Genomic DNA, 12395 nt, shown 5'->3' on the forward strand with positions numbered 1-12395 from the left:
GATGCCAGATCGGCTCTTTAACGTTGCTCGTGCATTTGAGAACTCAAGGAAGCGATTGGTGGCGTGGCATGTGGCCCAACAAAATCAGGCGGGTTGACCGCTGTCAACGGCAGCCGAAGAGCGTCAGGTCCAAGCTTGGAGAGGTTTCCACCGTAGATCACCGGGACCGAACGTCTTGCTCGCGACCGGTCGATGGGTTCTGAGGCAGCTGCTGAAAATAAGTCTTCGCGCAACTTGCCTATTACTTGCTTATCCTGAGGATTCCTTAACAATGCAGTTAATTTTCCGACCTCGCGCGCGACGATTAAGTTCTGTGCCTGCTGTGGAGTCGTATCGAGTGTCACGGTAGAAAAATGCCGTCGGTCCCCAGTAGTGGCATCATCAACGGACCGCTGTCCTGTTGCCATGACCATCACACTTTGCAACAGCGGGAATGTCGCAGGCCGACCTCCTCGATCAACGGTCGCGATAAGATCAATGGTGTCGCCCGGTTCAAGCATCCCGGAAATGGAATTGATCTCGTCTACGGCAACTGTAATCGCTCGACGGCCCGGCCCGACGCGTGCCGAAAATGTTGGCGCTTTCTGGCTTTCCATCAGTCCCCAAAGAATCATTTCGCCACTTCTCAAAGGATGGGCGATGACTTGTCCTTCAACACGATCAAACTGATCGGGCGTGATGGCGCCTGAATGAGCGAATTCGATAGGGATGTGCCGCACCGCCGCGGTGGCTGAAGAAAGCTTTTCACCCTTGGGAATGTCGACTTTTGCTACCACTACCGCAACTGTTTTTCCTTTCGCTCGGGCCTCGATCTCGTCAATTTGGCTGGCCAGATAGCTCCGTGCAGCGAATGCTGCGACAGTGCCGATACCAATTGCGACGCCGAGCACGACCCACGTTCTGGTCGGTCTGAACTGCCGAAACTTACTAAAGATATCTAGTTTCATCACTTACCCCGGCAAAGAAATCGCGTAGCTGATGTTCTGATAAGCCTGCTTGAATGAATCCAAGACAATTTGCACTGTTGTTCGGGCCTTGTCCGGGCTTGTCTGGTCGTCTTGGATTGGATAGAACAGTGCGAACGCGAGAGCAGCGCAAACTACCAAGTAATCCATCATCGCCTGGCCAGCGTCCTTCTTTTCTTTATGACGAGAAATTCTATTGCTGTTGTGCGGATTATTCATTTTTTGATTTCTTCCTCGCTGATGACGTTGACCTGAACGATCGTTGGGCCTTCTGACGTTCTTCCAATGACAGCAACTGCTTCTTTTTTTTTGCCTCGAAAGAATAAAGTCTTACCGTTTTTTAAAATCTTCAGAGTCCGACTCGCCAGTCTTTCTTCTTCAGTCGCGGCTTGAAACTGCAAGCTCATCCCCTCGTCGCGCATCAGGTCCAGAATATGGTTACGATTAACCTCCTCACCATGGTTATTCGACAGTGCATAATATTTGCTTAGTTTGCCGCCGTCAGCCGACATCATTACCGTACCGATTTTTGATCCTGCTGGCAAGCGGTCAAGTAAGCGACTCAGCGCAGTTTTTGTTACATCCCGACTGTCGTATGCCGCCTTCAAATTGGAAACAGTCAGCGTCCCGTTTGTGCCTACGCCTGCCGGGACCATTCGTATGGTTATAAAATAGCCCTCTTGGGCCTTACCGAGAATGAGTGCGTTCTCTAACTTGGTCTCTACCATGGGTTCCCCCAAACGTCCGCGAAACCATTTGGCCATAACATGAGGGCTAGATCTCGCAAGAAAGCCTTCGATTTTCAGGGGCATGCCGTTAACGGTGATTTGATCACCAATCGAATACGTCGTCGTGTCTTTAGGGAAGGTCACAACAGGCCATCCTCGCTGGACAATCCCCGCGCCGCTGGACGGCAAGCATATAAAGGCGAGCGACACTGCAACGAATAGGACGCAACGCGTGAATCCGCCGACATAGAAATTTATCATTACGTCTATTTGAGCCTGTCATTTGGCACTACGTCGCGCCAAAAATCGAGTTTTCCTAGCTTAGGCCCTGAGGTACATCCCCCTTTGAAGCAGCTAGGACTTTCAACAATCGCCACAGCAGCATCTACCAACGGAGCTACAGTGGTCAACATTGATCCGGGAAATATCCGTATATCGTCGATCCTTTCTTCTATCTGGGCTGAGTCCCTTGCACTCCAGGGGTCAATCAGCAGACTTGTCTGCCGACTCATAGTCAAGTTGATGTTTTTGAAGCCTTCGAATGCTCGGGCATGTATCCCATCTGGCTGAGAAATGTTTGCAAGAACTACGGTTACGTTTGCACGGTGAATACCTGGCGCATTGAGGCCCAGCGCGTCAGATACACCGACCAAGCCGCGGAACGGGGCATTGTCTGAAGCATTAATAAAGCTTTCTCTTATTGCGGCGATATTATCTGGACCGAAGCTGATCCGTACGTCGTCATTAAAATTACGTATCAATGGCGCGCCCATCGGATCTTTCCAAAACGCGTTCCTATGGGAATTGAAGTCGCCAGCTTCGTCATTTGACTTTATTGGCGCATCAGAATTGCTGAAAAACCGCCGCTGCACCTCTTGTTCCAATTGACTTTGAGGCTTCCAACTACTCATTGAATCGTTCCTCGCCATTGCCTCAAAAGCGACGTAGCGACTTGCCATTTGTATATGATGGGCAATGTCCTGGTACTTCGCTATCAAAGGGATGATGAGAAAGAGGGGTATCAGCACCAATGCGAGAACAATGAACTCCGTAAGCGCTTGCCCACCCACTGCCCCGCGAAAATAGAGAAGAGGTCGTGTCGCTGGTAAAGTGCGCGCAGACCTCATTTCCGGCCTCGCTGGCTGTTCGTGGAAGTAAAGCCTTCCTGACGATAGGGTACAAACACGAGGGAACTGACCACTGTATCGGTTTTCACACTTACCGCTTTCATCTTGAACCCGAATTTGGTGTCCAATTCAACTAACATTCCTGCCTCACCTTGATTTCTGGCTCCTAGGCTTGGAACGAACGACCCAGCTTTTGTGTAGCAAGCAGTCCCTCCACCTGGTGCTGCTGGCTGATCCCACATTTCGCATTCGAACCCAAGAACTTCCCGCTTCATCCCAGTGGCTGTGCTCAGTTTCTTCAATGCCTTACGGATGTTTTCGACAGCTGTTGCCATCCGAGGATCTGCAGCCATTTGCTTGAGAACCTCGTCGGCCATGACAGGGGGACCAGCGCGCGTAACTGGTGCGCTCGCGTGGCCATCTGCAGGGCAGTAACCTTTTGCATTTTTCGCTTTAAGATCTACGTCACACGATCCTGCCATTGATACAAGATCTGCGCTCTGCGTGACGTTTTCATACAGACTGCAGTCATCCTGATTCACATCGTATGCAATATTGGTAAGGTAGCGGATACTGCGATTGGTTGCATAATAAACGTCCTCTCGGGATCGCTGCAGGAAGTCAGGCCAAGTTGTCGGTGGACGAACTGGCTTCCCTTCTGTCTTGCGCCGGCGTAGGCAAGCTTTTACCGTCTCCTTGAGTTGTTCCAAACGTATTGCATTGGAAGGGTTCCCTTCCAGATATCCCTGCAAACGCACATAATGGACTTGTACCACTCCCCCCCTCCCCCGAAATATTTCATGAGCCATCGGAGTTCTTAGAAGCGCTTCTTCCGCGAGGGTCGTTGCGCTCGCCACTAGAGTTGGGAGAAACATTGCGGCGAAAATCAAAATAAGTTTCATATACTGCTCCTCAATGAGAGGATCCGCTTTGCCTAGCAATTGCAGCGGCCAGAACAGCCGGGGGATTAGCTACGAGATGGACCTGCCAGTAGGGGTTGAATAGGCTTGGAAGCTCCTGACGACTATCCGTTCGTTTCTCTGGGCGGTCAAAGTACACTTCAGAGGTTGCGATGGCTGCCATCTCACCACCTGCTTCCTTTCCTTCAAAAATGGATAATTTTCCGGTGGGTTTAATCGCTGAGCGACCACCAGAATTTCTGACTTGTTCTTTCTCACGCACGAGTCGTACAGCAAACCTGAGTGTCGGCCCGTAATCCCCATCCTCCGGCACACGGTCCTGCGCCTTCTTGTTAATCTCAAAAAAAGAGGGCACGCCGCTGTAGTTCCAGCTTCCTTGGTTTTTTCTTGCTGATCGGTTGCCGCTACCCAAGTCATAGTACGCATCAGTCTCGCACTTTATGCTTAATAGCTTGATATGCAAACTTTCAACAGTAAGAGACGCTTCATCGTTGGCCCGCCACTCATCGAAACCAATGAGTTGTGTGCCGCCTGTCCTGATAGCATCGCCTCTTGGCGGAACAGGAAGGCAGGGCCACGGAGACTTTGAAGACCAGGATCTGTTTGGAACGAACTCGTCTAGATTAGCAGCGGTGAGTTCAGCCTGCCTGAATCTTGTACGGTCCTGACTTGAGAAACGCGTAATGAAGGAGCCTCCCTCATGCATTAGGAAATCATCTATAAGTGGGAGAGGATCCACTTCAACCGAACCGTCGTTTTGATAGTTCGCGTCAGCCACCTGCTGCATCAATTCCGAACGGGCCGGCAACATTGCAGCAAACATCGTTGATTGGGCTAATTGCAGATTAGCCTTCGCAGATTCTGACGCGGACATCACGATGGGACTAACCATATCGACGCCCTGTTTAGCATAATTAACAGCGACTGCTCCCGGAGGCCAACTGAGCGCTACACACAATGGTAGGTATTCGACAAGGGCAAGAGCTGCGGGAATGGAATACGGCGGATATGTGCAGTTGAGCGGTGGAACCCCCCTAACATGTCCTTGGGCATAGTCTATCCAGGACGAAACGCTCACCATCTGTGCTATTAGTACCTCGTTGGCCATAAGTGCACGATTTGTATAGGCCGCGAAATTTAGTGCTCGCGCGTGCATTACTCCTGCGCTGTATGCCACAGCATCTGCCGTATTGACTAGCTTGGTTTTTTCGCTAGAAAGTTGTGCAGTGTTAAATAAAAAGAATAGCGCTACAAATCCAACAGCTAGGACGAATAGCCCATAGATAAGCGCCTGCCCACGTTGGCGGACAGGCCACTGGTAATTGGTTGACTTTGGATTGACGTACATCTCTCGCAGGAATGAACGCGAAGCGAATTACGTGCGTTTCCTATTGCCCACCAGAGCCGCCGCCCTGTTTCCCTGCGTCGGCTTGGTTCCCATACGTTGACAGAGAATTTTTGTTCGCGTCTGCTGCAACGGTCGCTGCCTTGTCTGCGGCAGTGCCAGCTTTGGCTATCGCATCGGATCCGTTCTGGCCGGCAACTTCTTGAGCAATGCCGGCAGTTTGGTTTCGTACCGTTGCGCCGAATAACTGGTAAACCGCGATAGCCGCTACTGCTATGAGAGCGACGATAATGATGTATTCGGTCATTCCTTGACCGGTACATTTCTTATTAAATATCAGTTTATTCATCAGGGTCCTCCGTTAGGTGAGCAGATGATTCCATTGTGTAACCTTCACGACTTACAGTAATGATAGAGGTCAACTATTTCGCACTGGAAATTCCAAAAATTGATGCCTGTTACGGGAACGCACAGGTGTCCGCCAACGTCAAGACTGGCGCATCCGTCGCGTTTGCGTATCATTGCCCGTTCGCCTTAACAAATAAAAGCCTCATGCTGCCTTCCATCGAACAACGCCTCGCCCTCGAACTGTCCGCCAGACCGGCCCAGGTGGCCGCCGCCGTCGCCCTCCTCGACGAAGGCGCCACCGTGCCCTTCATCGCACGCTACCGCAAGGAAGCCACCGGCGGCCTCGACGACATCCAGCTGCGCCTTCTGGAAGAGCGCCTGCGCTACCTGCGCGAACTCGAAGACCGGCGCGCGGCGATCGTCGCCTCGATCACGGAGCAGAACAAGATGACGCCGGAACTGCTCGACGCCATCGCCCATGCCGAGGACAAGACCCGTCTCGAAGACCTGTACCTGCCCTATAAACAGAAGCGCCGCACCAAGGCGCAGATCGCGATCGAGGCCGGCCTGGCGCCGCTGGCCGAGGCCCTGCTCGGCGACCCGGGGCTCAACCCCGAAGACGCCGCCGCCGGCTACCTGCGCGAGGCGTTTACCAATGCCGACGGCGGCGCCAACCCGGGCGTGCCGGACACGAAAGCCGCGCTGGACGGCGCGCGCCAGATTTTGATGGAGCGCTTCGCCGAAGACGCCACCCTGCTGCAGTCGCTGCGCGAGTACGTGCGGGAGCACGGCGTGGTCGAATCGAAGGTGGTGGCCGGCAAGGAAGACGAAGGCGAGAAGTTCGCCGACTACTTCGATTATTCCGAGACCCTGTCCACCATTCCCTCGCACCGCGCGCTGGCCTTGATGCGCGGCCGCCGCGAGGGCGTGCTGGACGTGGCCCTGCGCCTCGATTCGGAGCCGGAAAAGCCGAAGTGGGACGCGCCGCACAACCCCTGCGAGAGCCGCATCTGCGCCGCCTTCGGCATCAGGGCATCCGGCCGCCCGGCCGACAAATGGCTGCTCGATACCGCGCGCTGGACCTGGCGCGTCAAAAGCTTCATGTACATCGAGACCGAGCTGATGGGGCTACTGCGCGAGAAGGCCGAACTCGATGCGATCGGGGTGTTTGCCCGCAACCTGAAGGCGCTGCTGCTGGCGGCGCCGGCCGGCCCGCGCGCCACCATGGGCCTGGACCCGGGCCTGCGCACCGGCGTCAAGGTGGCGGTGGTCGACACCACCGGCAAGGTGGTCGACACCGCCACCGTCTATCCGCACCAGCCGTGCAACGACTGGGACGGCGCCCTGCATGTGCTGGGCCAGCTGGCGGCGAAGCACAACGTGTCCCTGATCTCGATCGGCAACGGCACCGCCTCACGCGAGACCGACAAGCTGGCCCAGGACCTGATCAAACAGCGCCCGGAACTCAAGCTCACCAAGATCGTGGTGTCGGAAGCCGGCGCCTCGGTGTATTCGGCCTCGGAATTCGCTTCGCGCGAGCTGCCGGAACTCGATGTGTCGCTGCGTGGCGCGGTATCGATCGCGCGCCGCCTGCAGGACCCGCTGGCGGAACTGGTCAAGATCGACCCGAAGTCGATCGGGGTCGGCCAGTACCAGCACGACGTCTCGCAGACCCAGCTCGCGCGCTCGCTCGACGCCGTGGTCGAGGACTGCGTGAACGCGGTGGGCGTGGACGTGAACACCGCCTCGGCGCCGCTGCTGGCGCGCGTCTCGGGCCTGTCTTCCAGCGTGGCCCAGAGCATCGTCACCTACCGCGACATGAAGGGCGCGTTTGCCTCGCGCGCGGCGCTCAAGGCGGTGCCGCGCCTGGGCGACAAGACCTTCGAGCAGGCGGCGGGCTTCCTGCGCGTGATGAACGGCGAGAACCCGCTTGACGCCTCGGCGGTCCACCCGGAATCCTATCCGCTGGTCCAGAAGATCCTGCTCGATATCAAGCGCGACATGAAGGCCGTGATCGGCGACGGCGCGCTCATCAAGTCGCTCGATCCGGTCCGGTATGCCGATGACAAGTTCGGCGTGCCGACCGTCACCGACATCCTGAAGGAACTGGAAAAGCCGGGCCGCGACCCGCGTCCGGAGTTCACCACCGCGACCTTCAAGGAGGGTGTGGAAGCGATCTCGGACCTGCGCCCCGACATGATCCTGGAAGGCGTGGTCACCAACGTCGCCGCCTTCGGCGCGTTTGTCGACATCGGCGTGCACCAGGACGGCCTGGTGCACATCTCGGCCCTGTCGAACACCTTCGTGAAAGACCCGCACACGGTGGTCAAAGCCGGCCAGGTGGTGAAGGTGAAGGTGCTGGAAGTGGACGTCAAGCGCAAGCGCATCGCGCTGACCATGCGCCTGTCGGACGCGGCGCCGCAGCCGGGATCGCGCCCGGAGCAGCGCGCCGACCGCGACGACCGCAAGCGCGTGGCCGCGCATCAGCAACAGCGCCAGGACAAGCCGGCGCCGGCTGCCGGCGGCGCGATGGCGGCGGCCTTCGCCAAGCTGAAGAAGTAAGCCGGCGGCCGGCCGCTGTCCTCAGCCCGCGTGCTTGAGGTAGAGACCTACCATGTAGACGCTCAGGAAGCCGAAACCGATCAGGAGCATGCGCGATTGCGGCATGGCCGGACGGCCGGTCTTGCGGATGGCAAGCGCGTCGCGCACCAGCAGCGCGGCGTAGCCGAGCGCCGCCAGGCCGCAGATGATTTCGCCGGCACCGGCGCGCATGATGCCGCCGACCAGGTTGATCATGCCGGGAATGCCCAGCAGGGCGGCGATGAGAAAATTCGTGCCGGCGTTGGGGCCGCGGCGGGGTGGCTGTTGCATGGATAAGACCTGGGAATGGACGATGCGCGCGATCATACCGCAGTCGACGCGCCCCACCCAAGCCGCGCCAGCCCGGTCAGGGGAACATGTGTACCGCGATCAGGCCTGCCTTCACGGCGAAGCACAGGCAGAACAGGCCGAAACAGGCGTAGCCGACCATGGTGGTGCGGCGCGAGGCCAGCGCGCCGCGCCGGTCGCGCCAGGCCAGCACGGCGCAATACAGCAGGAACAGCCCCGCAAGCAACTGGGCAGCATTGAGCACGAGGTCTTCCAGCCGGTCCTGGAACTTCCCGGTAAGGACATCGTACAGGCCGGGAATGACGAACAGCGCGGCCATGAACCACAGCAGGGGCGATGGCATGGAAGCGAAGCCTCGGTGGGCGTTCATGGCGAATCCCGTTTGAGTAGCGGACAGGCCATCATAGCGGGGATTGTCCGGCAAAAATCCGTCGATTGTCACAGCCGACCCGGGATTGGGTCCCGGTCCATGCCCGCCCTGCCGAATTCTTATAAAATGACGGCATCTTATCCTCCCCACTGAAGGCACACACATGAGCGACGTTCAAACCTGGATCAAAGACACCGTGACCAACACCCCGGTCGTGCTGTTCATGAAGGGAACCGCCCAGTTCCCGCAATGCGGTTTCTCGGGCCGCGCCATCCAGATCCTGAAGGCCTGCGGCGTCGAGAACATCGCCACCGTCAACGTCCTGGAAGACGCGGAAGTCCGCCAGGGCATCAAGGATTACTCGAACTGGCCGACCATCCCGCAACTGTACGTGCGCGGCGAATTCGTCGGCGGCTCCGACATCATGAACGAGATGTTCGAATCGGGCGAACTGCAGACCCTGCTGAAGAACGGCTGATCGCATGAACGGCCGCCCGCGCGGTGACGCCCTCCGCCGGATCATCGTCGCCATCACCGGCGCGACCGGCGCAGTCTATGGCGTGCAACTGCTGCGGCGACTGCACGCGACCCCCGGCGTCGAGACCCACCTGGTGGTGTCCGACGCCGCTTCCCTCACCCTGCACCAGGAACTCGGCCTGCAGCGGCGCGACGCCGAGGCGCTGGCCCACGTCGTCCATCGCAACCGCGATATCGGCGCCTCGATCGCCAGCGGCTCGTTCCAGACCGACGGCATGGTGATCGCGCCCTGTTCGATGAAGACGCTGGCGGCCGTCGCCCACGGGCTGTCGGACAACCTGGTCACGCGTGCCGCGGACGTGATGCTGAAGGAAAGGCGCAGGCTGGTGCTGATGGTGCGCGAAACGCCGTTCAACCTGGCGCACCTGCGCAACATGACCGCCGTGACGGAGATGGGCGGCATCGTGTTCCCGCCCTTGCCGAGCTTCTACCACCGTCCTGCAACGATCGAAGAGATGGTCGAGCACACCGTCGACCGGGCGGTCGACCTGCTCGGGCTCGACAACGCCCAGGCCCCCAGATGGGGCGGCATGAAAGACACGCAGGGTTCGTAAACCCCAGTCTTGTCAGCGCTTGTCGCCGTCGAAGGGCTCGTCGGCCTTCTTCGCCTCGCGCGCTTCCTCGAGCATCCGCCGCCGGGCATTGCGTTGTCGCATTACCTCGGCATGACGCGCCGCCGTCATCGGCGGGGCGGTCATCAGTTCCTTGAGCTGGGCGGTGTTGGCGTAGTTGTTTCGCATACGGCTGCTGCTCCTTGACGTGACCTTGTGGCGGCGGATCCGCTCGCCACAAACCGATTATGACCCAGCTGCGGACGTTTGTGCGTCCCGGCAGTCACGAAAAGTGCAATTGCGAAACTATTTTTGCTCGGGCTTCTGGTGGTTCATCCGCACGAGCATGCGGATGAATTCACGGGCGAGCTGGCGGTGGTGTTCATCCAGGCGCTGCAGGTCGGCAATCAGCTTGACGTCGGCGGATTCGAAGCGGGCGCTGCCGCCATTGGTGTCGGTAGCGGCATGTTCGGCGCCTCCGAAGCGCAGCCAATCGGCGGGCACGCCCAGCCACTGGGCAATCATGCGCAGCTTTTCCTGGGTCGGAATGGCTTCGCCCACCAACCACTTGCGCGCGGCATGGACGGTGATCGGGCGGCCTTCGAAACGGATATTGAATTCCCTGGCGAGGCGGGTCGGGCTATCGGGCGAGTAGTGGGCGTTCTTCAGCGCCTGTTGCAGGCGCTCACTGAAGCTCTCCCGTTCATTGGTCGAATTCATTGCAATACTTACTATGGTGTGCGGACGGCCGGCTTTCTGCTGCTGAGAAGCCTCGCGAACAATCATACCCTTAAAAAGTAACAAAGATGTGATTATTTAATAGAATTTGCGTCAGTTATTGTCTGCAAAAATTTCCGCCGCTGGGATGGATGAGGCTAAATATCTATCCTAACGGAAAGATTATGACATTGCCGCACGATTGCGCGCAACAAATATACCTGGGCGGCGGCCGCCACCGCCGCTTCCAGGCCCATCAGGCCAGGCGAAAGCGGATGATCCCGTCGCTGTCTTTCGAGCGCCGCAACAGGCCGTCGCGCCATAGTTTATGCAGGTGGGCCAGCGCCTCGCCCAGAGCGAAACTGAGCTGGTGGGCGTCGAGCTGGCGGCGGAACATCAGGGGCACGATGTCGACCGCCGATTTCGGCTCGGCACAGGCCGCCAGGACTTCCGCGAGACGCGCCGTATGGTGATCATGCAGTTGCGCAATACGGGTATGCAGGCCGCGAAAAGGTTTACCGTGCGACGGCAATACAAGAGTATCTTCAGGCAAGTTTGTGAACTTTTTCAGCGATTCCAGATAAAGCTCGAGCGGGTTGCCTTCCGGCTCGACTGCGAATACCGATACGTTGGTCGAAATGCGCGGCAATACCATGTCGCCGGAAATCAGGATATTCAGTGCTTCCGAATACAGCGAGGCGTGCTCGGGCGAATGGCCGAAACCGGTGATCACGCGCCAGGACGCGCCGCCGACCTCGACCGAGTCGCCATCGCGCAGGCGGGTATAGGCTTCCGGCACCGCAGGCACCAGCGAGGGATAGTAATTGCGGCGGCTGCGCATCTGTTCCAGCATGTCCGGGTCCACCAGGCCATGGCGCTCGAAATGCGGGATCGCCGAAGGACCGTCGACACCCGGCAGCGCCGCCGCCATCATGCGGGCGAAGGCAAACTCCCCGGCCGTGGTCCAGAACGGGATGTCGAAGCGGCTGCTCAGCCAGCCGGACAGGCCGACGTGGTCCGGGTGGCAATGGGTCGCGAACACGCGCAGCAGCGGCGCGCCCTGCAGGCGCCTGGCGAGCACTTCCTCCCAGGCCGCGCGGGTGGCCTCGGTAGCGGCGCCGCAATCGACCACGCTCCAGCCCGCTTGCCCCTCCTGCTCGTCGCGCAGCAGCCAAAGGTTGATGTGGTCGAGGGCGAAGGGCAGCGGCATGCGGATCCAGGTCAGACCAGGCGCCAGTTCGTGCATCTCCCCCGGCGCGGGGATCGTGTCGCCAAAAGGATAATGCAATTGGGCTTCGAGCGGGTTCATGGAAAACTTTCGTGTTCGTCGACAGGCGGGCGCGCTACAATGCCGTTAACGTTAACGTAAACGGAAATGCGCAGGCATCGATTGTAAGCGATTCCCTGCCTTGCTTTCCTTGTCCAGGCTTTCCTTCACCCCTAGCACCATGGTTACCTACACCATCGCCGAACTGGCCCGTGAATTCGACATTACCGCCCGCGCCATCCGCTTTTACGAGGACCAGGGGCTGCTCAGCCCCAAGCGCGAAGGCGTGGGCGGGCGCAACCGCGTCTACACCCCGCGCGACCGCACCCGCCTGAAGCTGACCCTGCGCGGCAAGCGCCTCGGCCTGACATTGTCGGAAATTAAAAGCATCGTCGACATGTACGAGTCGCCGCGCGACACCGTCGCCCAGATCGACCGCTTCCTCGGCGTGCTGGCCCACCAGCGCGTGACCCTGGAACAGCAGCGCGCCGACATCGAGATGGCGCTCGAAGAGATTTCCGCCCACGAAGAAGAATGCCGCCGCCTGCTGGCCGAAAGCGCCGAGAGCAAGGACGCGGCCTGAAGCACCGGGAGGCCAGGACCTCCCGTTTTTTCGCCATCTGGTTGACGT

At 58.5% G+C, this 12395-nt stretch carries 16 protein-coding genes; 4 read left to right on the forward strand and 12 right to left on the reverse strand.

Annotation, left to right across the window (positions count from 1 at the left end; translation table 11 throughout):
* Positions 1-17: 17 nt before the first annotated feature.
* The 7 genes from cpaB to IM543_00675 form a co-directional block, all read right to left on the reverse strand.
* Positions 18-947, reverse strand: coding sequence for a Flp pilus assembly protein CpaB (gene cpaB, locus IM543_00645; protein QOY94472.1), 930 nt, complete (start codon positions 945-947; stop codon positions 18-20).
* 3 nt (positions 948-950) lie between these two features.
* Positions 951-1184, reverse strand: a complete 234-nt coding sequence (locus IM543_00650; protein QOY94473.1) for a hypothetical protein — start codon at positions 1182-1184, stop codon at positions 951-953.
* A complete protein-coding gene (locus IM543_00655; protein ID QOY94474.1) occupies positions 1181-1837 on the reverse strand; it encodes a hypothetical protein in 657 nt (218 codons plus the stop codon). Before IM543_00655 ends, IM543_00650 begins: the two co-directional genes overlap by 4 nt.
* 122 nt (positions 1838-1959) lie before the next feature.
* Positions 1960-2763, reverse strand: coding sequence for a hypothetical protein (locus tag IM543_00660; protein ID QOY96453.1), 804 nt, complete (start codon positions 2761-2763; stop codon positions 1960-1962).
* A gap of 53 nt (positions 2764-2816) precedes the next feature.
* Entirely contained in the window at positions 2817-3722 is a 906-nt protein-coding gene (locus IM543_00665; GenBank protein ID QOY94475.1) for a hypothetical protein, read from the reverse strand.
* Positions 3723-3732: 10 nt separating this feature from the next.
* Positions 3733-5088, reverse strand: a complete 1356-nt coding sequence (locus IM543_00670; protein ID QOY94476.1) for a Tad domain-containing protein — start codon at positions 5086-5088, stop codon at positions 3733-3735.
* A gap of 40 nt (positions 5089-5128) precedes the next feature.
* Complete coding sequence (locus IM543_00675; protein ID QOY94477.1) at positions 5129-5434, reverse strand: hypothetical protein; 306 nt, start codon at positions 5432-5434, stop codon at positions 5129-5131.
* Between the two features lie 203 nt (positions 5435-5637).
* Here IM543_00675 and IM543_00680 point away from each other — a divergent pair, with 203 nt between their 5' ends.
* Positions 5638-7995, forward strand: a complete 2358-nt coding sequence (locus tag IM543_00680; protein ID QOY94478.1) for an RNA-binding transcriptional accessory protein — start codon at positions 5638-5640, stop codon at positions 7993-7995.
* A gap of 21 nt (positions 7996-8016) precedes the next feature.
* Here the strand turns inward: IM543_00680 and IM543_00685 are convergent, their stop codons facing one another.
* Complete coding sequence (locus IM543_00685; GenBank protein QOY94479.1) at positions 8017-8304, reverse strand: hypothetical protein; 288 nt, start codon at positions 8302-8304, stop codon at positions 8017-8019.
* Positions 8305-8380: 76 nt separating this feature from the next.
* Positions 8381-8692: a hypothetical protein gene (locus tag IM543_00690; protein QOY94480.1), complete on the reverse strand. Its 312-nt coding sequence runs from the start codon at positions 8690-8692 to the stop codon at positions 8381-8383.
* 163 nt (positions 8693-8855) lie between these two features.
* Here IM543_00690 and grxD point away from each other — a divergent pair, with 163 nt between their 5' ends.
* Together grxD and IM543_00700 are read left to right on the forward strand one after the other, a co-directional pair.
* On the forward strand, positions 8856-9170 hold the full coding sequence (gene grxD / locus IM543_00695) for a Grx4 family monothiol glutaredoxin (GenBank protein QOY94481.1): 315 nt from the start codon (positions 8856-8858) through the stop codon (positions 9168-9170).
* A 4-nt stretch (positions 9171-9174) separates the two neighbouring features.
* The gene (locus IM543_00700; protein ID QOY94482.1) at positions 9175-9783 is read left to right on the forward strand and encodes a UbiX family flavin prenyltransferase; all 609 of its coding nucleotides are present in this window, start codon (positions 9175-9177) and stop codon (positions 9781-9783) included.
* A gap of 12 nt (positions 9784-9795) precedes the next feature.
* On the opposite strand, the gene IM543_00705 is transcribed toward IM543_00700, so the two are convergent.
* From IM543_00705 to IM543_00715, 3 genes are all read right to left on the reverse strand, one after another.
* Complete coding sequence (locus tag IM543_00705) at positions 9796-9969, reverse strand: hypothetical protein (protein QOY94483.1); 174 nt, start codon at positions 9967-9969, stop codon at positions 9796-9798.
* A gap of 117 nt (positions 9970-10086) precedes the next feature.
* Positions 10087-10500, reverse strand: coding sequence for a hypothetical protein (locus IM543_00710; GenBank protein QOY96454.1), 414 nt, complete (start codon positions 10498-10500; stop codon positions 10087-10089).
* A 253-nt stretch (positions 10501-10753) separates the two neighbouring features.
* Complete coding sequence (locus IM543_00715) at positions 10754-11806, reverse strand: MBL fold metallo-hydrolase (protein QOY94484.1); 1053 nt, start codon at positions 11804-11806, stop codon at positions 10754-10756.
* A 139-nt stretch (positions 11807-11945) separates the two neighbouring features.
* Between IM543_00715 and IM543_00720 the strand changes: the two genes are divergently transcribed.
* The gene (locus tag IM543_00720) at positions 11946-12347 is read left to right on the forward strand and encodes a MerR family DNA-binding transcriptional regulator (GenBank protein ID QOY94485.1); all 402 of its coding nucleotides are present in this window, start codon (positions 11946-11948) and stop codon (positions 12345-12347) included.
* Positions 12348-12395 lie beyond the last annotated feature (48 nt).

Source organism: Massilia sp. UMI-21, assembly GCA_015277795.1.
Taxonomy (GTDB): domain Bacteria; phylum Pseudomonadota; class Gammaproteobacteria; order Burkholderiales; family Burkholderiaceae_D; genus Telluria.